The sequence below is a fragment of the Microbacterium sp. TW_SC_2 genome (genome assembly GCF_055361165.1).
In genome coordinates, this window is sequence record NZ_CM143952.1 from 313,080 (window position 1) to 336,671 (window position 23,592).

General features: G+C 70.3%; 24 protein-coding genes. 15 read left to right on the top strand and 9 right to left on the bottom strand.

All coding sequences use genetic code 11. The features are described 5' to 3' along the window. Genes ACWA14_RS01555 through ACWA14_RS01570 form a run of 4 tightly spaced genes read left to right on the top strand, consistent with a single transcriptional unit; the run spans nucleotide 1 to nucleotide 3,065 of the window. Nucleotides 1–393: a TOBE domain-containing protein gene (locus ACWA14_RS01555; protein ID WP_463795691.1), complete on the top strand. Its 393-nt coding sequence runs from the start codon at nucleotides 1–3 to the stop codon at nucleotides 391–393. Nucleotide 394: 1 nt separating this feature from the next. Further along, nucleotides 395–1,183 carry a molybdate ABC transporter substrate-binding protein gene (modA, locus tag ACWA14_RS01560; protein ID WP_463795692.1) on the top strand — a complete coding sequence of 263 codons (789 nt, stop codon included), beginning with the start codon at nucleotides 395–397 and terminating at the stop codon, nucleotides 1,181–1,183. After that, complete coding sequence (gene modB, locus ACWA14_RS01565) at nucleotides 1,180–1,968, top strand: molybdate ABC transporter permease subunit (RefSeq protein ID WP_463795693.1); 789 nt, start codon at nucleotides 1,180–1,182, stop codon at nucleotides 1,966–1,968. Before modA ends, modB begins: the two co-directional genes overlap by 4 nt. Continuing rightward, entirely contained in the window at nucleotides 1,965–3,065 is a 1,101-nt protein-coding gene (locus ACWA14_RS01570) for an ABC transporter ATP-binding protein (RefSeq protein WP_463795694.1), read from the top strand. The genes modB and ACWA14_RS01570 overlap by 4 nt, the downstream gene beginning before the upstream one ends. Nucleotides 3,066–3,080: 15 nt before the next feature. On the opposite strand, the gene ACWA14_RS01575 is transcribed toward ACWA14_RS01570, so the two are convergent. Further along, the gene (locus ACWA14_RS01575) at nucleotides 3,081–3,449 is read right to left on the bottom strand and encodes a VOC family protein (RefSeq protein ID WP_463795695.1); all 369 of its coding nucleotides are present in this window, start codon (nucleotides 3,447–3,449) and stop codon (nucleotides 3,081–3,083) included. A gap of 61 nt (nucleotides 3,450–3,510) precedes the next feature. On the opposite strand from ACWA14_RS01575, the gene ACWA14_RS01580 reads away from it, so the two are divergent. Further along, the gene (locus tag ACWA14_RS01580) at nucleotides 3,511–3,960 is read left to right on the top strand and encodes a MarR family winged helix-turn-helix transcriptional regulator (RefSeq protein ID WP_463795696.1); all 450 of its coding nucleotides are present in this window, start codon (nucleotides 3,511–3,513) and stop codon (nucleotides 3,958–3,960) included. A 150-nt stretch (nucleotides 3,961–4,110) separates the two neighbouring features. Here the strand turns inward: ACWA14_RS01580 and ACWA14_RS01585 are convergent, their stop codons facing one another. Continuing rightward, entirely contained in the window at nucleotides 4,111–5,325 is a 1,215-nt protein-coding gene (locus ACWA14_RS01585) for an amidohydrolase (protein WP_463795697.1), read from the bottom strand. 127 nt (nucleotides 5,326–5,452) lie between these two features. Beyond that, nucleotides 5,453–6,100 carry a TetR/AcrR family transcriptional regulator gene (locus ACWA14_RS01590; protein ID WP_463795698.1) on the bottom strand — a complete coding sequence of 216 codons (648 nt, stop codon included), beginning with the start codon at nucleotides 6,098–6,100 and terminating at the stop codon, nucleotides 5,453–5,455. Nucleotides 6,101–6,260: 160 nt separating this feature from the next. Between ACWA14_RS01590 and ACWA14_RS01595 the strand changes: the two genes are divergently transcribed. The 6 genes from ACWA14_RS01595 (at nucleotide 6,261) to ACWA14_RS01620 (ending at nucleotide 13,967) form a co-directional block, all read left to right on the top strand. Continuing rightward, a complete protein-coding gene (locus tag ACWA14_RS01595) occupies nucleotides 6,261–7,925 on the top strand; it encodes an ABC transporter substrate-binding protein (RefSeq protein ID WP_463795699.1) in 1,665 nt (554 codons plus the stop codon). Between the two features lie 80 nt (nucleotides 7,926–8,005). Next, nucleotides 8,006–8,830 (top strand): ABC transporter ATP-binding protein, encoded by an 825-nt coding sequence (locus ACWA14_RS01600; protein ID WP_463795700.1) that lies wholly within the window; start codon nucleotides 8,006–8,008, stop codon nucleotides 8,828–8,830. Further along, entirely contained in the window at nucleotides 8,827–9,639 is an 813-nt protein-coding gene (locus tag ACWA14_RS01605) for an ABC transporter ATP-binding protein (RefSeq protein WP_463795701.1), read from the top strand. Before ACWA14_RS01600 ends, ACWA14_RS01605 begins: the two co-directional genes overlap by 4 nt. Further along, a complete protein-coding gene (locus tag ACWA14_RS01610; protein WP_463795702.1) occupies nucleotides 9,636–10,631 on the top strand; it encodes an ABC transporter permease in 996 nt (331 codons plus the stop codon). Before ACWA14_RS01605 ends, ACWA14_RS01610 begins: the two co-directional genes overlap by 4 nt. A gap of 1 nt (nucleotide 10,632) precedes the next feature. After that, nucleotides 10,633–11,721 (top strand): ABC transporter permease, encoded by a 1,089-nt coding sequence (locus tag ACWA14_RS01615; RefSeq protein ID WP_463795703.1) that lies wholly within the window; start codon nucleotides 10,633–10,635, stop codon nucleotides 11,719–11,721. Beyond that, on the top strand, nucleotides 11,721–13,967 hold the full coding sequence (locus ACWA14_RS01620; RefSeq protein WP_463795704.1) for an exo-beta-d-1,3/1,6-glucosidase: 2,247 nt from the start codon (nucleotides 11,721–11,723) through the stop codon (nucleotides 13,965–13,967). The genes ACWA14_RS01615 and ACWA14_RS01620 overlap by 1 nt, the downstream gene beginning before the upstream one ends. A gap of 55 nt (nucleotides 13,968–14,022) precedes the next feature. Here ACWA14_RS01620 and soxR read toward each other — a convergent pair whose 3' ends face one another. Then, a complete protein-coding gene (soxR, locus tag ACWA14_RS01625; protein WP_463795705.1) occupies nucleotides 14,023–14,508 on the bottom strand; it encodes a redox-sensitive transcriptional activator SoxR in 486 nt (161 codons plus the stop codon). 81 nt (nucleotides 14,509–14,589) lie between these two features. On the opposite strand from soxR, the gene fdxA reads away from it, so the two are divergent. Beyond that, nucleotides 14,590–14,916, top strand: coding sequence for a ferredoxin (fdxA, locus tag ACWA14_RS01630; RefSeq protein ID WP_463795706.1), 327 nt, complete (start codon nucleotides 14,590–14,592; stop codon nucleotides 14,914–14,916). After that, the gene (locus ACWA14_RS01635; protein WP_463795707.1) at nucleotides 14,913–15,428 is read left to right on the top strand and encodes a flavin reductase family protein; all 516 of its coding nucleotides are present in this window, start codon (nucleotides 14,913–14,915) and stop codon (nucleotides 15,426–15,428) included. The genes fdxA and ACWA14_RS01635 overlap by 4 nt, the downstream gene beginning before the upstream one ends. A 164-nt stretch (nucleotides 15,429–15,592) precedes the next feature. On the opposite strand, the gene ACWA14_RS01640 is transcribed toward ACWA14_RS01635, so the two are convergent. Beyond that, nucleotides 15,593–17,107 (bottom strand): SulP family inorganic anion transporter, encoded by a 1,515-nt coding sequence (locus ACWA14_RS01640; protein ID WP_463795708.1) that lies wholly within the window; start codon nucleotides 17,105–17,107, stop codon nucleotides 15,593–15,595. 183 nt (nucleotides 17,108–17,290) lie between these two features. Here ACWA14_RS01640 and ACWA14_RS01645 point away from each other — a divergent pair, with 183 nt between their 5' ends. Then, nucleotides 17,291–17,641 (top strand): MerR family transcriptional regulator, encoded by a 351-nt coding sequence (locus tag ACWA14_RS01645; RefSeq protein WP_463797473.1) that lies wholly within the window; start codon nucleotides 17,291–17,293, stop codon nucleotides 17,639–17,641. A gap of 28 nt (nucleotides 17,642–17,669) precedes the next feature. Here the strand turns inward: ACWA14_RS01645 and ACWA14_RS01650 are convergent, their stop codons facing one another. The 3 genes from ACWA14_RS01650 to ACWA14_RS01660 all read right to left on the bottom strand — a co-directional run bounded on the left by ACWA14_RS01650 (nucleotide 17,670) and on the right by ACWA14_RS01660 (nucleotide 21,943). Next, nucleotides 17,670–19,142 (bottom strand): alanine/glycine:cation symporter family protein, encoded by a 1,473-nt coding sequence (locus ACWA14_RS01650; RefSeq protein WP_463795709.1) that lies wholly within the window; start codon nucleotides 19,140–19,142, stop codon nucleotides 17,670–17,672. Nucleotides 19,143–19,183: 41 nt separating this feature from the next. Then, a complete protein-coding gene (locus ACWA14_RS01655) occupies nucleotides 19,184–20,188 on the bottom strand; it encodes a LacI family DNA-binding transcriptional regulator (protein WP_463795710.1) in 1,005 nt (334 codons plus the stop codon). A 93-nt stretch (nucleotides 20,189–20,281) separates the two neighbouring features. Beyond that, complete coding sequence (locus ACWA14_RS01660) at nucleotides 20,282–21,943, bottom strand: glycoside hydrolase family 13 protein (RefSeq protein WP_463795711.1); 1,662 nt, start codon at nucleotides 21,941–21,943, stop codon at nucleotides 20,282–20,284. Between the two features lie 195 nt (nucleotides 21,944–22,138). Between ACWA14_RS01660 and ACWA14_RS01665 the strand changes: the two genes are divergently transcribed. After that, on the top strand, nucleotides 22,139–22,567 hold the full coding sequence (locus tag ACWA14_RS01665; RefSeq protein WP_463795712.1) for a DUF1761 domain-containing protein: 429 nt from the start codon (nucleotides 22,139–22,141) through the stop codon (nucleotides 22,565–22,567). A gap of 102 nt (nucleotides 22,568–22,669) precedes the next feature. On the opposite strand, the gene ACWA14_RS01670 is transcribed toward ACWA14_RS01665, so the two are convergent. Then, nucleotides 22,670–23,566, bottom strand: a complete 897-nt coding sequence (locus ACWA14_RS01670; protein WP_463795714.1) for an SDR family oxidoreductase — start codon at nucleotides 23,564–23,566, stop codon at nucleotides 22,670–22,672. Nucleotides 23,567–23,592 lie beyond the last annotated feature (26 nt).

Here is a 23,592-nt window from a genome sequence, read left to right on the forward strand (position 1 = left end):
ATGCACGCCTTCCGGATCTCCCGCGCCGCGCGCCTGCTCGGGGTCAGCGACGACACCGTCCGGCGCTGGGTCGACCAGGGACTCCTCCCCGTCACGGATGCCGTTCCCGCCGAGATCCCCGGCGATGCGCTCGCGGCGCGGGCGGTCGCGCTCGCCGACGAGGCGCGGGCGGAGGACGACGCCCTCTCGAGCGCACGGAACCGCTTCACCGGCATCGTGACCCGTGTGCAGATCGAGGGTCTGATGGCGCAGGTCGACCTGCAGGCCGGGCCCCACCGCGTCGTCTCGCTGATGTCGGCGGAGGCCGCGCACGCGCTGAAGCTCGAGGTCGGGTCGTTGGCCACGGCATCCGTCAAGGCGACCCAGGTCGTCATCGACCTCCCGGCGGGCTGACATGACCCGTACCCGCCGCGCCGTTCTTCGTGCTGCCGCCGCTCTGCTGGCCGCCGGGGCGCTGGCTCTCGCGGGATGCGCCGGGTCCCCGGCATCCACGCCCGACGGCGCCGAGTCCGCCGACGGGGCACCGGGCGGAGAACTGATCGTGTACGCGGCCGCCTCACTCTCCTCGGCGTTCGATGCGATCGGCGAGGCGTTCCGGGAAGAGCATCCCGACGTCACGGTGAGCGCCGTGTACGACGGATCCTCCACCCTCGTGACGCAGCTCCTCGCGGGCGCTCCGGCCGACGTGTTCGCCTCGGCCGATGAGGCGACCATGGCGAAGGCGGAAGCCGTCACCGACGAGCCGGAACTGTTCGCTTCGAACACGCTCGTGATCGCCGTGCCGGTCGGCAACCCCGGTGATGTGCGGACGCTCGCCGACCTCGCCGGCGTGACCACCGTGCTGTGCGCCCCCGAGGTGCCCTGCGGTGCGGCGTCCGAGGCGCTGCTCGCCGCCGCCGACGTCGCGGTCGACCCCGCCAGCGTCGAGCAGAACGTGACCGCCGTGCTGACCAAGGTCGCCGCCGCCGAGGCCGATGCCGGACTCGTGTACGCCACCGACGTCGTGGGCCGCGACGACGTCGAGTCGATCGTGCCGGAGGGCGCGGAGGACGTCGTCAACCACTACCCGATCGCCGCTCTCGACGACGCCCGCAATCCGGACGCGGCGGACGCGTTCATCGCCTTCGTGCGGTCGGAGGCGGGCCGGAGCATCCTGGCGGACTTCGGGTTCGGCGCCCCATGACCGCGGCAGCAGGCACCGGCTATGCGCCGCGCGCGCTCGCGGTTCCCGCGCTGATCGGCCTCGCGTTCCTGGTGCTCCCGCTCGCGGCGCTGATCGCCCGCGTCGACTGGTCGACCTTCGTCGCCGATGTGACCTCCGAGGCTGCGCTCTCGGCGCTCGCACTCTCCCTCGGCACGGGGGTGATCGCGACCCTGCTGTGCATCGTGGTCGGGGTGCCCCTGGCGCTGTTCATCGCCCGCTCCGGCCCCCGTCTCGCCGCGGTGCTGCGGGCCGCGGTCACCGTGCCGCTCGTGCTGCCGCCCATGGTGGGCGGTGTCGCGCTGCTGTACCTGTTCGGCCGCGCCGGCTGGCTGGGCGGACTCGGGCTGTCGTTCAGCACCCCGGCGGTGGTGCTCGCGCAGACCTTCGTGGCGCTGCCGTTCCTCGTGCTCGCGGTCGAGGGAGCGGTGCGCACCGCGGGTGTCGGATACGAGCGCACGGCCGCCGCGCTCGGGGCCGGTCGCTGGACGATCCTGCGTCGGATCACACTGCCGCTCGCCGGCCCCGGGATCGTCGCCGGCATCGTGCTGTGCTTCGCGCGGGCGATCGGGGAGTTCGGTGCCACCGCCCTGTTCGCCGGCAACCGACCGGGCGTCACGCAGACGATGCCGCTCGCCATCTACACCGCCTTCAACGGCGCCGGGGTGACGCAGGGAGCCGCCGTCGCGCTCGCGCTGCTCCTGCTCGCCACCGCCGTCGCGGTGCTGCTGCTCGTGCGCGGATGGCGACCGGGGGCCGCGCGATGAGTGCCCGTGGCGAGGGCGGGCAGGCGGGAGCCGGCGGCCTGCGCGCCCACGTCGTCGTCGCCCGCGAGCACTTCGTCGTGGATGTCGCGCTCGAGGTGCATCCCGGTGAGACCGTGGCGGTGATGGGGCCGAGCGGCGCGGGCAAGTCGACGCTGCTGCAGGCGCTCGCCGGATTGCTGCCGCTGACGGCCGGCGAGATCGTGATCGACGGCCGGGTGGTCGACCGCGTCGCCGCGCCGCGCGTGCACACGGAGCCGATGGGGAGGGGCGTCGTGCTGCTCGGGCAGGAGGCGCGCGTGTTCCCGCACCTGAGCGTGCGGGAGAACGTCGCCTTCGGGCCGCGGGCGGCGGGCGTCGAGGTGCGCCGTGCCCGCGCGAGCGCCGACGAGTGGCTCGCGCGCGTCGGTCTTCCCGGGGCCGGAGATCGCATGCCGCGCGAACTCTCCGGCGGGGAGGGGCAGCGCGTGGCGGTGGCCCGGGCGCTGGCGGCATCCCCGCGGGCCGTGCTGCTGGACGAGCCGCTCGTGGCGCTCGACCCCGAGACCGCGGGCGAGATCCGGCGGATGCTGCGCGATCAGCTCCGCGGCACCACGACCATCGCGGTCACCCACGATGCGGCCGACGCCGTCGCACTGGCGGACCGGCTGATCATCGTGGAGGCGGGGCGGGTGACGCAGAGCGGGCCGGTGCGCGAGGTCCTCGCCGCGCCGGCATCCGGTTTCGTCGCCTCGATCGCCGGGGTGAACCGCATCATCGGGGTGGCCGAGCGGGGTGGGTGGCGCGGCGGCGGCGTGCGGCTGCGCAGTGCGGATGCCGCATCGTGCGCCCTGGCCGTCACGGACGGCGTGCCGCTGGCCGCCGTGTTCTCCCCGGCCGCCGCGCGGGTCGGGCGGCCGGACGCCGCCGACGGTTCCGAGCCGTCGGACGTGTGGCCCACCCGCATCACGCGGCTCGAGGCGACGCTCGCCGGCGTGCGCGTGCACACCGAGCTCTGCCAGGTGGACGTCGCGGTGACCGACGCGGCAGGGCTCGCACCGGGAGACATGCTGTCCGTGCGGGTCGACCCCGCCGCGGTGCGGTTCGTCCCGCTCGGCTAGGGCCGGTCCCTCGCGTCAGGCGCGATCGTGCAGGGTGATGCGATAGCCGTCCGGGTCGGCGAAGGTGAAGGTGCGGCCGAACGGGCCGTCGATCGGGGCCGCGACGATCTCGTGCCCGTCGGCGGACAGGGCGTCGTGGATCTCCTGCACGTCCGTGGCGTGCAGCCAGATCGCGGCGCCGACACCCGGGTGGGCCGCGGAGGCGAGGTCGGTGCCCGGCACGACCTCGCGCAGGGCGAACGCGATCGGCGCGGTCTGGAAGACCACGGCGTGCGGCGGGCCCTCGGGGGCGCGGACGAGGCCGAGGTACTGCTCGTAGAACGCTCGCGACGCGTCGAGATCGCTGGCCTGGAGAGAGATGAAATCGGGGCCGGTGACGGGCATGGTGTTCCTCCTGTTATGTGTCAGTTTTCTGACATGTCTGACTGTATGTCAGAATGCTGACATGAGTCAAGGCGCCGATGAGATCGATCTCGAGACCTCCCTGGGCTATCTGCTGAAGGAGGCGTCGAGCGCCCTGCGCGTCGCGATGGAGGATGTGCTCCGGCCGCTCGGGATGACGGTGACGCATTACTCCTGCCTGGAGCTGCTCGCGCAGCGGCCCGGGCTGTCGAACTCGGAGCTCGCGCGAGGTGCGTTCGTGACGAGGCAGTCCATGAACGTGCTGCTCCAGGCGCTCGAGCGCGACGGCTCGGTGATCCGGCCCGCGGAGGCGGCCGTCGGAAAGGTCCTCCCCGCACAGCTCACGCCGCTCGGGCGGCGACGGCGGGAGCAGGCGAGCGCCGCGGTGCGCTCCGTCGAGGTCCGGATGCTGTCCGGGATGAGCCCGCAGGAGCGCGCGGGGGCGCGCGCGAGCCTCCGGCGCATGATCCACGCGCTGCGCGACGAGACCTGATCGGCGTCGGCAGGGGCGTCGGCGTCGGTCGCCGTTCGGGTGTCGGCGTCGGTCGCCGTTCCGTTTTCAGGCGAGAACGCGCGTTCCGCCGCGTTTTAGCCGGTGACAGCCCTCAGCGGCGACGTCCGTCCTGAGTTGTGAACGCCGATCTCAGCCGAGGAACTCCCGCGCGGCGGCCGACAGAGCAGTGACGCCCACCTCGATGGTCGGGTGGATCTCGGGCGCGAAGTACGGGGAGTGGTTCGTGGGGATGTCGCTGTCGAGCGTGCCGCCCGCCATCGCCGCGGCGAACCGGGTGGGGTCGACACCGCCCCAGAACCAGAACACGAGCGGAACGCCGGTGTCGCGGGCGAACCACGACACGTCCTCGCTGCCCGTGAACATGCCGGGATCGACCACCGCGGCCTCACCGAGGGCGCGCTGCAGGGCGCTCGTCACGCGTGCCGTGGCCGCGTCGTCGTTGATGGTCGGGGGGAGGGTGTGGTCGGTGCGGATCTCGGGCTCGCGCTCGGCGCCGGATGCGGCGGCCTCCGCCCGCACGATCCGCTCGACGCTCGCGAGCACCTTCGCCCGACCGGCATCGTCGGGGTAGCGCAGGCTGAGCTCGAGCTTCGCCTCGGCGGGGATGATGTTGTTCTTGAGTCCCGCGTGGATGGAGCCGACCGTGACCACGGCGACCTCGCGCGGGTCCGTCTCGCGCGACGCGATCGTCTGCAGGCGCATCACGGTCGCCGCGGCCATCACGATGGGGTCGATCGTGGAGTGCGGGCGCGAGCCGTGTCCGCCGCGTCCGTGCAGAGTCACGGTCAGGCCGTCGGATGCTGCCATCTGAGTGCCGGGGCGCACCCCGATCGTGCCCGCGGGCAGCGGGGTGACGTGCTGGCCGAGGACGATGTCGGGGTGAGGCACGAGATCGCGCAGGCCGTCGTCGAGCATGGCCCGGGAGCCGGCACCGTACTCCTCGGCAGGCTGGATGAGCACGACCAGCGTGCCCGACCAGTCCGCGCGCTCGGCGACCAGCTTCTCGACGGCGCCGATCATCGCGGTCACGTGCATGTCGTGTCCGCAGGCGTGCATCACGGGCACGACGTTGCCGGCGGGATCGATGCCCGTGGCGGTGCTCGCGTAGGCCAGGCCGGTCTGCTCGCTCACGGGGAGGGCATCCATGTCGGCGCGCACCCACACGACCGGGCCGTCGCCGTTCTCGAGGACTCCGACGACGCCGGTCACGCCGACGCCCTCGTGCACCTCGAGACCGAGATCGCGCAGGTGGCCGGCGGCGATGCCGGCGGTGCGGGTCTCCTGGAACGACAGCTCCGGGTGCTGGTGCAGGTCGATGTAGAGCGCTTCGAGATCGATCGTCATGACCCGAGCCTAACGTTCACCCCGGGAGCCGACCCGGCCCCTTCTGTGCGATCGGCCCCTCTGTGTGCAGTCATAGAGGGGCCGATCGCACAGAAAGGGGCCGCTCGGCGACGAGGGGGAGAGGGGGTCAGGAGGGGCGGGAGTAGGTGGCGAGCGGCGGGCCGGGGTGCAGCACGGCGTTCACGATCGCCTCGATCGCGAACGCGCTCGCCTCCCCGAGCCCCACGACGTCGGGATGCAGGAGCCACTGCAGCTGCAGACCGTCCATGACCGCGAGGATGCCGGCGGATGCCGCGGCGACCGTGTCGGGCTCGGTCACCCCCTCCTGCGCGCAGAGGTCGCGGAACGCGGACGTGACCTCGCGGCGCAGCGTGGTGTAGCGCTCTTCGAAGTACTCGCGCCCGGGGTGATCGTCGGTCACGGATTCCGACGACAGCACGGTGTACGCCTGCACGATGCCGGGGCGCAGCTCGTTCGCGAACGCGGTGCGCACGAGGTGCAGGAACAGTTCCGGCCCGTCGGGGATGTGCTTCTTCGCGAGCTCGGCGACGTCGGCCTGGTCACGGTACGCGAGCACTTCGAGCAGCAGCTTCTGCTTGGAGCCGAAATGGTGCAGCACGCCGGCATGCGTGATGCCCACCTGCTCGGCGACGTCGGCGAGCGTACCGTTGGTCGAGCCCTTGTTGCCGAAGATCTCGACCGCCGCCTTCAGGATCTGCTCCCGCTTCGCGCGGGTCGCCGGGCGCACGCGAGTGGTCTCGGTGTCATCGCTCATCGTGGCCCTCCCTTCGGGGTCATCGTCATGCTGCGCTTGCCATCTTACTTACCAGTGGGTAACCTCACGTAAGCTTACTTTCTCGACAGTAAGCAAATCACACAGTGCCGGACCTCGTCCGGACGCGCAGCAGCACAATGACCCGTGCCAAGGAGAAGCAATGAAGCTCAGAAAGTCTCTGATCGTGGTCGCCGCGGTCTCCGCCCTCAGCGTCTCGGTCCTCGCCGGATGCTCGTCCGGCGGCGGCTCGAACGACAGCGACGGCGAATCGCCCGCCCTCACGATCGCGAAGCCCGACGGCGCGATCACCACCGAGTCGAACAACCCGTGGATCGGCGACTCGTCGGCCAACAAGCTCGGCTACAAGAACGTCCTGTTCGAGCCGCTCGCGATGGTCAACCTCGTCGGCGAGAACGAGACGACCCCGTGGCTGGCCGAGAAGGTGGAGTGGAACGACGACTACACCCAGCTCCGCGTCACCCCGCGTGAGGGCGTGACCTGGAACGACGGCGAGGACTTCACCGCCGACGACATCGTGTTCACGTTCGACCTGATCCGCAACACCCCGGCGCTCGACACCGGCAACCTGCAGCTGACCGACGTCGTCAAGGACGGCGATGACGTGGTGCTCTCGTTCGCGGAGTCGAAGTTCGTCAAGCAGGCGCAGGTGCTGCACATCTCGATGGTCCCCGCCCACGTCTGGGCCGACGTCGACGACCCCACGACGTTCGAGAACCCCGAGCCGGTCGGCACCGGGCCGTACACGCTCGACAGCTTCAGCAGCCAGTCCGTCACGATGGACGCGCGGGACGACTACTGGGGCGGCGACCTCGCCGTGCCCACGCTCTACTACATCTCGTACAACGACAACACGGCGCTCACCACGGCACTCGCCAACGGTGACGCCGACTGGGCGCAGGCGTTCATCCCCGACGTGCAGGGCGCGTTCGTCGACAAGGACCCGGAGCACAACGTGTTCTGGGCGGCCAATGTGATGGCACCCGACGTGCTCTTCCTGAACCACCAGAAGAAGCCCTTCGACGACGTGGCCTTCCGCCAGGCCGTCAACATGGTGATCGATCGCCCGGCCCACACCGAGATCGCGCGCGAGAACGCCGGTCCCGTGCTCACCAGCGTCACCGGCCTGCCGACGCCGGTCGGCGAGAAGTACATCGCCCCGGACTACCAGGGAGAGGAGTTCTCGATCGACGTCGACGGCGCCAAGGCGCTGCTCGAGGATGCCGGCTACACCTGGGACGGCGACGCGCTGATCGACCCCGACGGCGAGCCGGTCTCGTTCACGCTCGAGGTCCCGCAGGGCTGGAACGACTACGTCACCGGCATCAGCCTGATCGCCGACCAGGTCAAGGAGACCCTGGGCGCCGACGCCAAGGTGAACACCCCGGATGCCGACACCTGGTGGGCCAACAAGCGCTCCGGCGACTTCGACGCCATCATGCACTGGACCGACAGCGGCACCACGCCGTACGACCTGTACTCCGACACCATGGACGGCCGCTGGCTGCTGGTCGGCGACGACGTGGACTACAACTTCGGCCGCTACGAGAACCCGCGGGCGACCGAGCTGCTGAACACCTACGCGACCGCGTCGACCGATGAGGACCGCACGGCCGCCCTCGAGGAGCTGCAGCAGATCTTCGTCGAGGAGGTTCCGGTGATCCCGGTGGGCACGCACCCCTACCTGGGCGAGTACAACACCCGGAACTACGTCGGGTGGCCGAACGAGGACGACCAGTACGCCACGGCCGACCCCACGCAGGTCACCGTGCCGCTGATCCTCACCAAGCTCACCCCCGCCGAGTGACCCGCTCGTCTCGCTCCGCTCGCTCGTTTCCTGAGCGAGCGGAGCGAGACGAAGGGCCGTCCCCCCGAAAGCGAACTCCCATGTCTGACCCCCTCCTCAGCGTGCGCGACTTCTCGGTCGCGTATGACGTCGACCCGCCCGTCGAAGCGGTGAAGCACGTGACCCTCACCCTGCAGCGCGGCGAGATCCTCGGACTCGCCGGCGAGAGCGGATGCGGCAAGACCACGCTCGCGTACGGCGTGCAGCGTCTGCTGCGCGCCCCGGCCGTCATCACGAGCGGCGACGTGACCTTCCACGATGCCTCCGGCGTCGACGTCGACATCAACACCCTCGGCGTCGACGAGATGCAGCGCTTCCGCTGGGACAAGGTCTCGATGGTCTTCCAGGGTGCGATGAACGCCCTGAACCCGGTCGCGACGATCGGCGCGCAGCTCGAGGACGTCTTCGAGGTGCACCGGCCGCAGCTCAGCCGCCGCGAGCGCCGCGCCGCCGCGGAGGAGCTGCTCGAGCTGGTCGCGGTCGGCAAGGACCGCATCCGCTCGTACCCCCACGAGCTCTCCGGCGGCATGCGCCAGCGCGTGATGATCGCGATGGCGCTCGCCCTCCGCCCGCAGCTGATGGTGATGGACGAGCCCACCACGGCGCTCGACGTGCTCGTGCAGCGCGAGATCCTCCGCCAGATCTCCCAGCTGCGGCACGAGTTCGGCTTCTCGGTGATCTTCATCACGCACGACCTCCCGCTGCTGCTCGAGATCAGCGACCGCATCGCCGTGATGCGCGAGGGCGAGATCGTCGAGCTCGCGACCGCGCGCGACCTGTGGGAGCGCCCGCAGCACGAGTACACGCGCAAGCTCCTGGCCTCGTTCCCCCGCCTCACCGGCGAGCGGGGGGTGCTGGTCCGATGACGCTGCTCGAATTCCGCCACGTCTCCAAGCGCTACTCCGTGCGCGGCGCCGCTCCGCTGCTCGCCCTCGACGACGTCAGCTTCACGCTGCGCGACCGGCAGACCATCGCCCTGGTCGGCCAGTCCGGCAGCGGCAAGTCGACGATCGCGAAGATCCTCACGCAGCTCGAGACCCCCACCTCCGGTCAGGTGCTGCTGGACGGCTCGCCGATCCCGCGCCACGGCCGAGGTCTGCGCCGGTACCGGCAGCAGCTGCGCATGGTCTTCCAGGACCCCTTCGCCTCGCTCAACCCGTACCACTCCATCCGCTACCACCTGGAGCGTCCGCTGCGTCTCGACGCCGTCGTCCCCCGCGACGAGGTCGAGTCCGAGGTACGCCGGCTGCTGGAGCGGGTGCGGCTCGACCCGGACGTCGTGATCGACCGCCGCCCGCACGAGCTCTCCGGCGGCCAGCGTCAGCGCGTCGCGATCGCCCGCGCTCTGGCGTCCCGGCCCGCCCTGCTGGTCGCCGACGAGCCCGTGTCGATGCTCGACGTCTCGATCCGTCTCGGCGTGCTGACCCTGCTCGCCGACCTGCAGCGCGAGGAGGGACTCGGCGTGCTCTACATCACGCACGACCTCGCCACCGCCCGGCACTTCAGCGACGAGATCATGGTGCTCCACCACGGCAAGGTCGTCGAGCACGGCCCCGCCGACGACGTCATCCTGAACCCCCAGCACGAGTACACGCGCGAGCTGCGCGCGGCATCCCCCGACCCGGAGAAGCACTTCTCCTCGGCGGCGCCCCGACCGTTCGGAGGAGCCGAATGAGAATCCCGTTCCGTTTCATCGCCGGCCGTGCCGCCTTCTACCTCTTCACCGCCTGGGCGGCCATCACGATCAACTTCTTCCTGCCGCGCCTGCTCAAGGGTGACCCGGTCACGGCCTACATGCAGAAGAACGCCGGACAGATCACGCCCGAGGCCGAGCGCGCCCTGCGCATCCTGTTCGGCCTCGACCAGAACACCTCGGTGTGGCAGCAGTACCTCGACTACTGGCAGCTGCTGTTCAGCGGCGACCTGGGGCGTTCGTTCTCCAACGGGCTCGCCCCGGTCGGCGACGTGATCGCCTCCGCCCTGCCCTGGACGCTCGGCCTGGTCGGCGTGGCCACGATCCTGTCGTTCCTGATCGGCACCGCCACCGGTGCGGTGATCGGATGGCGCCGCGGCAGCCGCGCCGACGTGATCGTCCCGATCTCGACGTTCTTCAGCACCGTGCCCTACTTCTGGCTCGGGCTCATCGCGATCGCGGTGCTCTCGACGACGCTGGGCTGGTTCCCCGCCTCGCACGCCTACGACAAGGGGGCGCGGCCGGAGTGGACGCTCGACTTCATCGGCCAGGTCATCGCGCACGGCGCCCTGCCGGTGCTGACGATCATCATCGCCTCGCTCGGCGGCTGGATCCTCGGGATGCGCAACATGATGCTGACCGTGCTCGACGAGGACTACATCACCGTCGCGCAGGCCAAGGGCATGCCGAACAAGCGGGTGCTCTGGCGCTACGCGGCCCGCAACGCCGTGCTGCCGCAGCTGTCGAGCTTCGCGCTGTCGATCGGCTTCATCGTCGGCGGCACGATCGTGATGGAGATGGTGTTCTCCTATCCGGGGGTCGGCAAGCTGCTGCTCGACGCGACCAACGCGAAGGACTACCCGCTCATGCAGGGGCTGTTCCTCATCATCACCATGGCGGTGCTGATCGCCAACATCCTCGCCGACATCGCCTATGCGGTGCTGGATCCGCGGACCCGTCAGTCGGAGGCCTGAGATGACCCTTTCCCCCTCAGCAGAGTCCGGTGCGGCCCGGGCCGGAGTGCCCGAGACGTCCACGCTGCAGACGCCCGCCGTGCGCCCGCCGAAGGAGAAGTCGTTCTGGTCGCAGTTCACCGCGGCCTTCGCGATGTTCCGCAACCGCAAGTCGCTGACCGGTCTCATCATCCTCGGGGTGTTCGTGCTGGTCGCGGTCTTCAGCGACCTGATCGCCCCCTACGGCCCCCTCGAGAAGGACTACTCGGCGCTGCGTCAGGGACCGTCGTGGGCGCACCTGCTCGGCACCACCCACATGGGCGAGGACGTGTTCAGCCAGATCATCTACGGCACCCGAGGCGTGCTCGTCGTCGGCTTCCTCGCCGGCATCATGGGCACGTTCATCGCGGTCATCATGGGCGTGGTCTCGGGCTACACGCGGGGCTGGCGCAGCGAATCGCTGTCGGCGCTCACGAACGTGTTCCTGGTGATCCCCGGCCTGCCGCTCATCATCATCGTCGCTTCGCAGTTCGAGAACCCGCCGCTCGTGCTGATCGCGGCCGTGCTCGCGATCACCGGATGGGCGTGGGGGGCGCGCGTGATGCGCGCGCAGACGATGTCGTTGCGCAACCGCGACTTCATCCAGGCCGCCCGCGCCAACGGAGAGCCGCTGCGGCGGATCATCTTCGTCGAGATGCTGCCGAACCTGATGGCGATCATCGCCTCGAGCTTCGTCGGCACGGTGACCGCCGCCGTGCTCGGGCTCACCACTCTCGCCTTCATCGGCGTGATCCCGATCAGCAACCTGAACTGGGGAACGATCCTGTTCTGGGCGCAGCAGAACGGCGCATTCCCGAACTACTGGTGGTGGTACGTGCCCGCCGGGCTCTGCATCGCGATCCTGGGCGTCGCCCTCTCGCTGATCAACTTCGGGATCGACGAGTACGTCAACCCGCGGCTGCGATCGGCGGGAGAGCGTGCCAGGGCCATGAAGAAGAAGGGGCTGAACGTGAACGACGCCGTCACCGCGGTGCGCAGCGTCGCGCCGGCCTCCGAGAACCCGCCGCAGAAGAACACCCCGCACGCCCCGACGACACAGAACATGAAGTGATGACCTCTCCGACTCTGACCACGGCCCTGCCCTATCAGGACCCCGCCCTCACGATCCCCGAGCGCGTCGCCGATCTCCTCGGACGCATGACGCTCGAGGAGAAGGTGGGGCAGATGCTGCAGCTCGACGCGCGCGACGATCTCGACGACCACATCCTGCGCCGCCACGCCGGGTCGATCCTGCACACTTCCCCCGAGCGCATCCTCCGCGCCAACGAGCTCACGGCGCAGACGCGCCTCGGCATCCCGCTGCTCGTGGCGGAGGACTGCATCCACGGGCACTCCTTCTGGCCCGGCGCCACGATCTACCCGACGCAGCTCGGCATGGCCGCCTCGTGGGATGCGGAGCTCGTCGAGCGCGTCGCCCGGGCGACGGCCGAGGAGGTCGCGATCACCGGCATCCACTGGACGTTCTCGCCCGTGCTCTGCATCGCGCGCGATCTGCGCTGGGGACGCATCGACGAGACCTTCGGTGAGGACCCGTTCCTGATCGGCGAGATGGCCTCCGCGATGGTGCGCGGCTATCAGGGCGACGGGCTCGACGACCCGACCGCGATCCTCGCGACCGCCAAGCACTTCGCCGGGTACTCCGAGACGCAGGGCGGGAGGGATGCGAGCGAGGCCGACATCTCGCGCCGCAAGCTGCGCTCGTGGTTCCTGCCGCCCTTCGAGCGGGTCGCCCGGGAGGGCTGTCGCACGTTCATGCTCGGCTACCAGACCACCGACGGCGTGCCGATCACGACCAACGACTGGCTGCTCAGCGATGTGCTGCGCGGCGAGTGGGGGTACACCGGCACGCTCATCACCGACTGGGACAACGTCGGGCGCATGGTGTGGGAGCAGCGCGTGCAGCCCGACTACACGCACGCCTCGGCCGCCGCGGTGAGCGCCGGCAACGACATGATCATGACCACGCCCCGGTTCTTCGAGGGGGCGCTGGACGCCGTCGCGCAGGGGATGCTCGCCGACGACGCCTTCGACGCCGCGGCCGCGCGCATCCTGACCCTCAAGTTCGAGCTCGGCCTGTTCGAGGACCCGCGGCTGCCCGGCACGGAGCTGGATGCCGTGGTCGGCAGTGCCGCGCACGCCGCGCTGAACCTCGAGATCACCCGCCGCTCGCTCGTGCTGCTCGAGAACGACGGCACGCTGCCGCTCGACGCCGCGACGCCGACGAAGGTCGCCGTGGTCGGACCCTTGGCGGACGACGCGCAGACGCAGCTCGGCGACTGGGCCGGCGGCTCCGGTCAGGCCGGCTGGCTCGACGGGCAGCCGCGCGAGATGATCAAGACCGTGCTCGACGGCCTGCGCGACATCGACGGCTGGTCGATCGCGCACGCGCGCGGGGCCGACATCCTGACCCTGGAGCAGGACCCGCAGGGCGCGCTGTTCCCCGACGGTCAGCCCCGCCCGCCCGTGATCCGGGCGTGCGAACCGGATGCGGCGATGATCGCGGAGGCCGTGGCCGCCGCCGAGGACGCCGACGTGGTGGTGGCCGTCGTCGGCGACCGGATCGAGCTCGTCGGCGAAGGGCGCTCCACCGCGACGCTCGAGCTGATCGGCGGGCAGATCGCCCTGCTCGATGCCGTGATCGCGACCGGGACGCCCGTGGTCGTGGTGCTGCTGGCCTCGAAGCCGCTGGTGCTCCCGGCATCCGTCGCCCGCGCTGCCGCCGTGATCTGGGCCGCGAGCCCGGGCATGCAGGGCGGTCGTGCGCTCGCCGAGCTGATCGCCGGGGCGGTGGAGCCCTCCGGGCGGTTGCCGATCTCGTTCGCCCGGCACGTGGGGCAGCAGCCCACGTACTACAACCAGATCCGCGGGCAGCACGGCGACCGCTACGCGGATCTCACGCAGTCGCCCGCGTGGGCGTTCGGGGAGGGGCTGTCATACACCACCGTGGCCTACTCCGACCTCGCGATCGAGCGGACCTCGGTGGGGCGCGACGACGTCGTGGTCGGCCACGTCACGGTGACCAACACGGGCGAGCGCCCGGTGCGCGAGACCGTGCAGGTGTACGTGCGCGATGCCGTGACGAGTGTGAGCTGGACCGATCGCGAGCTCAAGGCCTACCGCCAGGTCGACATCGCGCCCGGGGCCTCGGAGACCGTGCGCGTGGAGGTGCCGGTCGCCGACTGCTCGATCGTGGACGCCGCGGGGAACCGCATCGTCGAGTCCGGGGCCTTCGAGCTGCTGGTGGGACCGTCCTCGCGGGAGGAATCACTGCTCGCGGCGGGCTTCCTCGTCGACTGACCGCGGAGCGCCCGTGAGCCGCGGTCGCGGCGCCTCTCACCGAGAGCGTCGCGACTCAGCTCGCGGGCGCGTCGCGCAGCCGTTGCGGACCCACGCCCCGGCTGCCGAGCGCATCGTCCGGGTTCAGCAGTCCGCACGCCTTCATGGAGAGGCAGCCGCAGCCGATGCATCCGGTCAGCTCGCGCTCCAGTCGCTCGATCCCCTCGCGACGCTTCTCGAGCTCGCGCTTCCAGCGGCGGGAGGCCCGCTGCCAGTCGTCGTGGGTCGGCGTCTCGGTGAGGGGCACGTCGGCGAAGGCGGCCTGCACGTCGGCGAGCGGGATGCCGAGGCGCTTGGCGACCGAGATGAGCGACACGCGCCGCAGCATGTGGCGGGCGAAGCGGCGCTGATTGCCCGCGCTGCGGGTCGAGGCGATCAGCCCGAGGCTCTCGTAGAAGTGCAGAGCCGAGGCCGCGACACCCGTGCGGCGCGTCATCTCGCCGATCGTGAGGGGCTCGTCGGCGGTGTGCGCGGCGGTTCCCTCGCCTGCCTCGGAGCTCATGAGATTCCTTCCCCGCCGTGCCGGATTGACCTCAAGCGTACGTGAGGTCTTACGGTTGATGTACCCGAGGAAAGCTGCCTGATGACCTATGTGATCGCCCTGCCGTGTGTCGATGTGAAGGATCGTGCCTGCATCGACGAATGCCCCGTGGACTGCATCTACGAGGGGGAACGCTCGTTGTACATCCATCCCGACGAGTGCGTGGACTGCGGCGCCTGCGAGCCCGTATGCCCGGTCGAGGCGATCTACTACGAGGACGACCTGCCCGAGGAGTGGCAGGACTACTACACGGCGAACGTGGAGTTCTTCTCCGAGATCGGATCGCCCGGCGGCGCCGCGAAGGTCGGCGTGTACGCGTTCGACCACCCGGTGATCTCCGTCCTCCCTCCTCAGGCGGCCGCGGAATGAGCGAGCCTCAGGCCCCGGTGCCGAGCCCCGTCGGGGAAGGGCTGAAGGCGGCGTTCCGCACGCATCCGGCGGGCGTCGCGATCATCACGGCATCCACCCCCGAAGGGCCCGTCGGCCTCACGGCGTCGAGTGTCGCCTCGGTGGCTGTCGATCCCGCCGCGATCGTGTTCTCGGTCACGCGCGCGACCGGGAGCGCGGGGGCGATCCTGTCCGCCGGGAGCTTCGTGGTGCACCTGATCGATGACGAGCACTCCGAGCTCGCGCTGCGGTTCGCGGTGAGCGGCTCGGAACGGTTCACGCCGGATCAGGGCTGGGAGGCGCTTCCGACCGGCGAGCCCTACCTGCCGAACGCGCGCGCCGCCCTGCGGTGCCGGGCGATGACGACGGTCGCGGTGGGCACCTCCACCGTCGTGATCGCCGAGGTGCTCGAGGTGCTCACCGGGCCCCAGGGGCGGCCCCTGGTGTACCTGGATCGGCGATTCCACGCCCTGCCGTCCGACGGCGACGCCTGACCGCAGCCCGGGCGGCGTCGATCGGCGGCTGATGGCGTTCACAATTCAGTCGGAAACGGCGACGCGGGCTCGAGAACAGCGGTTTCGGGGCCGCGAACGCCGATTCGTCCTGAATTGTGAACGCGCAGCGGGGGTGACCCCGCTGGGCTGCTGGGCGCGCGGGGTCAATGACCCCCGTCGAGGCGCCCGGAGAGGCGGGCGTGCAGGGCCGAGGCGGTGTCGTTGAGTCCGCGGATCTCGACCGTCTTGCCGCGGTGCTCGTACTTGGTCACGACGGCGTCGAGTGCGGCGACCGTCGAGGCGTCCCAGATGTGCGAGCCGCTCATGTCGATCACGATGTGCGCCGGGTCGTCGGCGTACGCGAACTGCGTCGTGAGGTCGTTGCTCGAGGCGAAGAAGAGCTCGCCGTCGACCGTGTAGAGCGCGGTGTCGTCGGCGCCGAGCGTGCGGGTGACGGTCGTGAAGTGCGCGACGCGGCGGGCGAACATGATCATCGCGGCGACCACGCCGAGCACGACGCCGATCGCGAGGTTGTGGGTCCAGACCGTCGCGATCACCGTGATGAGCATGACGGCGGTCTCGCTCTTGGGCATGCGCCGGAGGGTGGCCGGGCGGATGCTGTGCCAGTCGAAGGTCGCGAAGGACACCAGGAACATCACGGCGACCAGAGCCGCCATCGGGATCACCGCGACGACGTCGCCGAGGGCGAGCACGAGGATCAGCAGGAAGACTCCCGCGAGGAACGTCGAGATCCGCGTGCGGGCACCCGAGGCCTTCACGTTGATCATGGTCTGCCCGATCATGGCGCACCCGCCCATGCCCCCGAAGGCGCCGGAGAGGATGTTCGCCGCGCCCTGGCCCCAGGCCTCGCGGGTCTTGCGGGAGTGCGTGTCGGTGATGTCGTCGACGAGCTTGGCGGTCATGAGCGACTCGAGCAGACCGACTGCGGCCATCGCGAGCGCGTAGGGCGCGATGATCGCGAGGGTCTCGCCCGTCAGCGGCACGTTCGGGAGGAAGAGCTCGGGGAGGCTCTGCGGCAGCTCGCCCTGATCGCCCACGGTGGGCACGTTCCAGCCGAACACGACGACGGCGCCGGTCAGCAGCACGATCGCGACGAGCGGAGCGGGGACCACCCTGGTCAGGCGCGGCATCAGGAACAGGATCACGAGTCCGACCGCGACGAGCGGATACACCAGCCACGGCACGTCGAACAGCTGCGGCAGCTGGGCGATGAAGATCAGGATCGCGAGCGCGTTCACGAACCCGACCATGACGGAGCGGGGGATGAAGCGCATGAGCTTCGCGACGCCGAGCACCGCCAGCACGATCTGGATCGCGCCGCCGAGCAGCACGGTGGCGATGAAGTAGTCCATGCCGTATTCGCGGGCGACGGGCGCGATCACGAGCGCGATCGCGCCCGTCGCGGCGGTGATCATGGCGGGCCGGCCGCCGAGGAAGGCGATCGCGACGGCCATGATGAACGACGAGAACAGTCCCACCCGCGGGTCGACGCCCGCGATCAGGGAGAACGCGATGGCCTCCGGGATCAGGGCCAGGGCGACGACCAGTCCGGCGAGCACCTCACGGGTCAGCAGGCGCGGACTGCGCAGTGCCTGCAGCACGGTGGGTTCGATGCGGTATCGGGACGCGCTGTCGCGCGGGGGAGTGATGGCGGTCATGGGTCCTCCTGGGACGGCTCGCGGCGGAGCGATGGGGGGAGTGCGCGCGGATGCGCAGGTGCCGGACAGCCCGGACACGGAAGAATGGGGGCGAGTGCGGATGCCGCGCTCGACACAGACTCTAACGTAACGTGAGGTTTGTGGGCGAATCGGGAGGGCGGGATCGTGACCGAGGTGAAGACCATGCGCATCGGCGAGGTGGCCGAGCAGACGTCGCTGTCGTTGCGGACGCTGCGTCATTACGAGGACATCGGCCTGGTCATCCCGTCGGGGCGCACCGACGGAGGCTTCCGCCTCTACACCGATCGCGATGTGGCCCGGTTGCTGATCGTGCGCCGCATGAAGCCGCTCGGGTACACGCTCGACGAGATGAGCGCCCTGCTGCACGTGGTCGACGCACTCGAGCGCGAGGAGCGCACCGACCTGCGCGCCCGGCTGACCGAGATCCGCGAGGAAGCGCGGATCCGGCGCGAGAAGCTCGCCGCGCAGGTCGACATGGCCGACGAGTTCCTCGCGCGCCTGGACAGCCTCTGAGGCACCCGGGCGCCTCGGCGCCCCGGGATCAGGCGCGCGTCGAGCGGCGCCCCTCGTGCACCGGGATCGGTCCGGTCACGCTGAGCTCGTCGTCCCAGCACTGGATGCCGGTCACCTCGGGCAGCCGCGCCCGGGTGAACACCGGGTCGAGCCCGGCCCGCCGCTGCTCGGAGTAGTCGCGGAGCAGCTTGAACGCGATGCCGGAGAGCAGGGCGATGGCGATCAGGTTCACGAGGGCCATCACGCCCATGATGCCGTCGGCCGTGCTCCAGATGAGGTCGGCCGAGGCGATCGATCCGAGGAAGACGACCGCGACGACGACTGTGCGGAAGATCGTGAGGACGACGGGCTTGGCGTTGATGAACTCGATGTTCGACTGGCCGTAGTAGTAGTTGCCGATGATCGAGCTGAACGCCAGCAGGAAGATGATGACGCTGAGCAGGATGTTCGACCAGGAGCCGAGCGAACTGACCAACGCGTTCTGCGTGAGCACGATGCCGCGTTCGGCGTCGGCGAGATCCGGGGTCGCGACCAGCACGATGAAGGCCGTGATGGAGCAGATCAGGAACGTGTCGAAGTAGACGCCGAGGGTCTGCACGAGCCCCTGCTTGACCGGGTGCGTGACGGCTGCGCTGGCGCCCGCGTTCGGCGCCGACCCGAGACCGGCCTCGTTCGAGAACATGCCGCGCTGCGCGCCGACCATGATGATCGCGCCGATCGTGCCGCCGACGACCTCCTGCGTCCCCCACGCCTGCGTGTAGATCGAGGCGAAGACCTCGGGGAGGCGGTCGAAGTGCATGCCGACGATCACGAGACCGAGGAGCAGGTAGATGAGTGCCATCGCGGGCACGACCGCCTGGGTCACGCTCGCGATGCGGCGCAGACCGCCGAAGATCACCAGCGCCGTCAGGAGGGCGAGGACGCCGCCGACGACCCAGGGGATCCAGGTCACCTCGCCGCCGAAGCTGCCGGAGATGGTCGCGCTGATCGTGTTGGCCTGCAGGGAGTTGAACGAAAGCGGGAAGCACAGGATGAGCACGCAGGCGAAGATGATCCCCATCCAGCGGGCCTTGAGGCCGTGCTGCATGTAGTACGCCGGGCCGCCGCGGAAGCCCTCCGGGTCGCGCACCTTGAAGGCCTGGCCGAGGGTCGACTCGATGAAGCTGGAAGCGCCGCCGATGAAGGCCATCGTCCACATCCAGAAGACCGCCCCGGGTCCGCCGATCGCGATCGCGGTGCCGACACCGGCGATGTTGCCGACGCCGACGCGGGAGGCCGCCGAGATCGTGAACGCCTGGAAGGCCGAGACCGACTGCGGCTCACCGCTCGCGGTGCGGGGCGTCTTGTTCGTGAGGGTGCGGAACATGTCCGGGATCATGCGGAACTGCACCACGCCCGACCGGGCGGTGAAGTACAGGCCCAGGCCCAGCAGGAGGGGGAGTACGGCCCACGTCCACAGCTTGTCGCCGGCGAAAACCACGAAGTCGTTCAGCGCATCCATCGGCCCAGTATGGCGGCGAGACGTGCAGAATCCGAGATCCGCTACAGCGCGGCGGTCGATCCGCGCACGGTGAGCGCGGACGGCAGGATGATCGGCCCGCGCGCGGCATCCGGGTCGGCGAGGCGCGCGCACACGGCATCCGCCGCCCGCTCGCCCTGGCCGAGCGGGAACTGGTCCACCGTGGTGAGCTGGAAGAACGCCCCGAGCTCGTGGCCGTCCACGCCGATGACCGAGAGGTCCTCCGGCACCCGGAGGCCTCGATCGCGCGCGGCGAGCATCGCACCGATCGCCATCTCGTCGGATGCCGCGAACACCGCGGTCGGACGCACGCCGGGGCGCGCGAGCATCCGGGTGGCGGCGCGATATCCGCCCTCGATCGTGAAGTCCGCGAGCTCGAGCAGCGTCGGCTCCGGCGCGAGCCCGGCTCCGGCCAGCGCCTGCGCGAAACCCTCGCGGCGCTGAGTGGGGACACGGAAGTCCCCGTCGAACTCCGGGCTCGCACCGATGTGTCCGATCATGCGGTGGCCGAGCTGCAGCAGGTGCGCGGTCGCCGCCCGCCCGACCGCGACCTCGTCGACCATGAGCGTGTCGAGTCGCGGATGCGGGCCGCCGATCGCGACCACGGGAAGCCCGAGGCCGAGCAGCCGCTGCGTCTCGTCGTCGTCGAGCTTGATCGACACCGCGATCACGGCGTCCACGCGCTGCCGGCGCAGGAACGTGTCGAACACCTCGCGGCGCACCGCGCGGTCGGCCGTGATGTTGTACAGCGTGATGTCGTAGCCCTGGCGCATCGCCGCCGCGGAGAGGCCCGAGAGCACGGTGCTGAAGAACCAGCGGTCCAGGAACGGCACGATGACCCCGATGTTGCGGGTGCGTCCCGATGCCAGGCTCGACGCCCGCGAGGAGACCACGTAGCCCAGCGCGGATGCCGCGGACTGCACGCGGGCGCGGGTCGCCGCCGACACCTGCCCGCGTCCGCTCAGGGCGCGCGACACGGTCGCCGTCGAGACCCCGGCCATCCGGGCGACCTCGTCGATGCTCGCCATCACGGTCCTCCGTCCGTCCTCGTCCCGGTCGCGATCCCGGTCGGCCGCTGCGGCGACCGACGGCGGGCTCGCGACCGGACGGAGGAGATGCGCTCAGGCCTGCGTGTACCAGACGGCCGTGTCGACCGGCAGCGCGGTGCCCTCGAAGGGCTGGCTGCGCACCACGATCTCGGCACCGGTCGGCAGGTCGAGCGGCGCCGAGCCGAGGTTGACGAGCACGTGCACGTCGCCGCGGCGGAACGCGATCGCCTCCGCTCCGGCGTCCTCCCAGACCAGCGAGCCGCTGCCGAAGCCGTACGAGCGGCGCGTGGCGAGCAGCTGCTTGTACAGCGAGAGCGTCGAGGTCGGGTCGCCCTCCTCGACGTCGCGGGCGTAGGCCGACCACTCGGCGGGCTGCGGCAGCCACGAGCGTCCCGTGTCGTTGAAGCCGAAGGCGGCGCCCTCCGCCGTCCACGGCAGCGGGACCCGGCATCCGTCGCGTCCGTAGCGCTCGCCGTTGGTGCGGAACCAGGTGGGGTCCTGACGGAACGCGTCGGGGATCTCCATCGCCTCCGGCAGGCCGAGCTCCTCGCCCTGGTAGAGGTAGGAGGAACCCGGGAGCGCGAGCATCAGGGTCGTCGCCGCGCGGGCGCGGGCCAGACCGATCGCGGTGTCGGGCTTGTCCGGAGTGTTCGGTCCGATGCCCTCGCCCTGGGGGTTGTCGGCGGTCAGTGCGAGACGCGTGGCATGGCGCACGACGTCGTGGTTCGACAGCACCCAGGTGCTCGGGGCGCCGACCGCGCCGAACTCGTCGAGCGACTCGCGGATGACGTCGCGGAGCTCGTCCGCGTTCCACGAGGTCTGCAGGTAGGGGAAGTTGAAGGTCTGGTGCATCTCGTCCGGGCGCACCCACAGGGCCGTCTTCTTCAGCGTCGGCAGCCAGGCCTCGCCGCACAGCGCCCGGTCGCCGTCGTATTCGGCGAGCAGAGTGTGCCAGTCGCGGTAGATGTCGTGCACGTCCTCCTGCCCCCAGTACGGCACGTGGGCCTCGCCGCCGCCCATCGAGTCGGCGTCGATCGGGGGCGTGTAGTCGGGCAGGCCGTCGGCCTTGATCATGCCGTGGGCCACGTCGACGCGGAAGCCGTCGACACCGCGGTCGAGCCAGAAGCGCAGGATCGAGCGGAACTCCTCGCGCACCTCCTCGTTGCTCCAGTCGAAGTCGGGCTGGGTGGGGTCGAAGATGTGCAGGTACCACTGTCCGGGGGTGCCGTCGGCCTCCACGACGCGCTCCCACATGCCACCGCCGAACACCGACTCCCAGTTGTTGGGCGGGAGCTCTCCGTTCTCGCCCCGGCCGTCGCGGAAGATGTAGCGCGCGCGCTCGGGGCTCCCGGGGGCGGCCTTGAGAGCGGCCTGGAACCACGCGTGCTGGGCGGACGAGTGGTTCGGGACGAGGTCGACGATCACCCGGATGTCGCGCGCGTGCGCCTGGGCGAGCATCTCGTCGAAGTCGGTCAGGGTGCCGAACAGGGGGTCGACGTCGCGGTAGTCGGCGACGTCGTATCCGGCATCGCGCTGCGGGCTCGTCATGAACGGGCTGAGCCAGATCGCATCGACGCCGAGGTCCTGCAGCGCGTTGAGCCGCGCGGTGATGCCGGGCAGGTCGCCGATGCCGTCGCCCGAGGCATCCGCGAACGAGCGGGGGTAGATCTGGTAGATGACGGCGCTGCGCCACCACTCGGAACCGGGGGCTGCGATCTGCTCAAGCTGGGTCATGCCCCCACGCTACTGCAAGCGCTTGCAGCAACGCATCCCCCGCCTCCCTCTCCTCCACCACCCCTCTCGCCGACCGGCCCCTTTCTGTGCGACCGGCCCCTCTGAATCTGCACAAAGAGGGGGCGCTCGTACAAAGAGGGGCCGCTCGGCGAGAGGGCGGGAGTAGCCTGACCGCATCCGAATCGAGGAGGAATCATGGTTCCCGAGATCAACTACTGGGCGGTGCTGCTCGCGACCGCGTCGAGCATGCTCGTCGGCACGATCTGGTACACGCCGAAGGTGTTCGGCACGCGCTGGGCGAAGCTCGCGAACGTCGACATGGATCGCCCGGCCTCGACGGCGCTCCTGCCCATCGTCACGACGGTGATCGTGAGCTTCGTCACGGCGTGGGTGCTGGCCGGGGCATCCGCGATCGCCTGGCACTTCTACGGCGGGCCGTTCTTCTGGGGCACGATCGTGACGGCGGTGACCCTCTGGGCCGGTTTCACCGCGGCACGCTTCATCACGCACGACGCGTTCGAAGGGCGGCCGACCTCGCTCACGACCCTCAACATCGGACACGAACTCGTCACCGTGCTGGTGATGGCGGTGCTGATCGGCGTGTGGCCGCCCGCCCTCGCGTGACCGCACCCGGGTACTGCACCGGGAGCGCCCCACTTCGGCGCCCCCGGCCTGTGATCCCGCTCCGACGCCCCCCGGAGTCGGAGCGGGACGATGCGTCGACCGTCAGGGAGTCGGCATGCCGCCGTTGACGTTCAGCGTCTCGCCGACGACGTAGCTCGACTCCGCGGAAGCCAGGAACACGTACGCCGGAGCGAGTTCCGCCGGCTGTCCCATGCGCCCGAGCGGGGTGTCCTCGCCGAAGCTGTCGATCTTCTCCTGCGGCTGTCCGTCGCTGGGCTGCAGCGGGGTCCAGATCGGACCCGGTGCCACGGCGTTCACGCGGATGCCCTGCGGGGCGAGCTGCTGAGCCAGACCCTTCGTGAAGGCATTGATCGTTGCCTTCGTCGAGGCGTAGTCGACCAGGATGTCCGACGGGGAGTAGGCCTGGATCGACGTGGTGTTGATGATCGCCGAGCCCGCGGGCAGATGCGGGAGCGCCGCCTTGGTGATCCAGAACATCGCGTAGACGTTCGTCTTGAACGTGTCGTCGAACTGCTCGTCGGTGATGTCGCCGAGAGTCTCCTGGAAGACCTGCTTGCCGCCGTTGTTGACGAGGATGTCGAGCCCGCCGAGCGCCGACACGGCGTCGGCGACGAGGGCGCGGCAGTACTCGGGGTCCCGGAGGTCGCCCGGCAGGGTCGCGACGGTCGCCCCGGCCTCGCGGAGGATGCCGGCGATGCGGGTGGCGTCCTCCTCCTCCTCGGGGAGGTAGGAGATCGCGACGTCGGCGCCCTCGCGGGCGAAGGCGATCGCGGTGGCCGCACCGATGCCGGAGTCCCCGCCGGTGATGAGCGCCTTGCGCCCGGTCAGGCGTCCGGTGCCGCGGTAGGTCTTCTCGCCGAGGTCGGCCTTCGGGGTGAGATCGGCGTCGAGGCCGGGCTCCGGCATCTCCTGCTTCTCGGGCGAGATGTCCGAGTAGAGCTCGGCGGGGTTGACGAAGGTGTACTGGTCACGGGACATGGTGTGTCCTTTCTCTGTTTCCGGTG

What these genes read in the sequence shown, in the direction of transcription:
- ACWA14_RS01555 (WP_463795691.1), top strand. Translation starts at nt 1, where the DNA reads ATGCACGCCTTCCGGATCTCCCGCGCCGCGCGCCTGCTCGGGGTCAGC.
- modA (WP_463795692.1), top strand. Translation starts at nt 395, where the DNA reads ATGACCCGTACCCGCCGCGCCGTTCTTCGTGCTGCCGCCGCTCTGCTG.
- modB (WP_463795693.1), top strand. Translation starts at nt 1,180, where the DNA reads ATGACCGCGGCAGCAGGCACCGGCTATGCGCCGCGCGCGCTCGCGGTT.
- ACWA14_RS01570 (WP_463795694.1), top strand. Translation starts at nt 1,965, where the DNA reads ATGAGTGCCCGTGGCGAGGGCGGGCAGGCGGGAGCCGGCGGCCTGCGC.
- ACWA14_RS01575 (WP_463795695.1), bottom strand. Translation starts at nt 3,449, where the DNA reads ATGCCCGTCACCGGCCCCGATTTCATCTCTCTCCAGGCCAGCGATCTC.
- ACWA14_RS01580 (WP_463795696.1), top strand. Translation starts at nt 3,511, where the DNA reads ATGAGTCAAGGCGCCGATGAGATCGATCTCGAGACCTCCCTGGGCTAT.
- ACWA14_RS01585 (WP_463795697.1), bottom strand. Translation starts at nt 5,325, where the DNA reads ATGACGATCGATCTCGAAGCGCTCTACATCGACCTGCACCAGCACCCG.
- ACWA14_RS01590 (WP_463795698.1), bottom strand. Translation starts at nt 6,100, where the DNA reads ATGAGCGATGACACCGAGACCACTCGCGTGCGCCCGGCGACCCGCGCG.
- ACWA14_RS01595 (WP_463795699.1), top strand. Translation starts at nt 6,261, where the DNA reads ATGAAGCTCAGAAAGTCTCTGATCGTGGTCGCCGCGGTCTCCGCCCTC.
- ACWA14_RS01600 (WP_463795700.1), top strand. Translation starts at nt 8,006, where the DNA reads ATGTCTGACCCCCTCCTCAGCGTGCGCGACTTCTCGGTCGCGTATGAC.
- ACWA14_RS01605 (WP_463795701.1), top strand. Translation starts at nt 8,827, where the DNA reads ATGACGCTGCTCGAATTCCGCCACGTCTCCAAGCGCTACTCCGTGCGC.
- ACWA14_RS01610 (WP_463795702.1), top strand. Translation starts at nt 9,636, where the DNA reads ATGAGAATCCCGTTCCGTTTCATCGCCGGCCGTGCCGCCTTCTACCTC.
- ACWA14_RS01615 (WP_463795703.1), top strand. Translation starts at nt 10,633, where the DNA reads ATGACCCTTTCCCCCTCAGCAGAGTCCGGTGCGGCCCGGGCCGGAGTG.
- ACWA14_RS01620 (WP_463795704.1), top strand. Translation starts at nt 11,721, where the DNA reads ATGACCTCTCCGACTCTGACCACGGCCCTGCCCTATCAGGACCCCGCC.
- soxR (WP_463795705.1), bottom strand. Translation starts at nt 14,508, where the DNA reads ATGAGCTCCGAGGCAGGCGAGGGAACCGCCGCGCACACCGCCGACGAG.
- fdxA (WP_463795706.1), top strand. Translation starts at nt 14,590, where the DNA reads ATGACCTATGTGATCGCCCTGCCGTGTGTCGATGTGAAGGATCGTGCC.
- ACWA14_RS01635 (WP_463795707.1), top strand. Translation starts at nt 14,913, where the DNA reads ATGAGCGAGCCTCAGGCCCCGGTGCCGAGCCCCGTCGGGGAAGGGCTG.
- ACWA14_RS01640 (WP_463795708.1), bottom strand. Translation starts at nt 17,107, where the DNA reads ATGACCGCCATCACTCCCCCGCGCGACAGCGCGTCCCGATACCGCATC.
- ACWA14_RS01645 (WP_463797473.1), top strand. Translation starts at nt 17,291, where the DNA reads ATGCGCATCGGCGAGGTGGCCGAGCAGACGTCGCTGTCGTTGCGGACG.
- ACWA14_RS01650 (WP_463795709.1), bottom strand. Translation starts at nt 19,142, where the DNA reads ATGGATGCGCTGAACGACTTCGTGGTTTTCGCCGGCGACAAGCTGTGG.
- ACWA14_RS01655 (WP_463795710.1), bottom strand. Translation starts at nt 20,188, where the DNA reads ATGGCGAGCATCGACGAGGTCGCCCGGATGGCCGGGGTCTCGACGGCG.
- ACWA14_RS01660 (WP_463795711.1), bottom strand. Translation starts at nt 21,943, where the DNA reads ATGACCCAGCTTGAGCAGATCGCAGCCCCCGGTTCCGAGTGGTGGCGC.
- ACWA14_RS01665 (WP_463795712.1), top strand. Translation starts at nt 22,139, where the DNA reads ATGGTTCCCGAGATCAACTACTGGGCGGTGCTGCTCGCGACCGCGTCG.
- ACWA14_RS01670 (WP_463795714.1), bottom strand. Translation starts at nt 23,566, where the DNA reads ATGTCCCGTGACCAGTACACCTTCGTCAACCCCGCCGAGCTCTACTCG.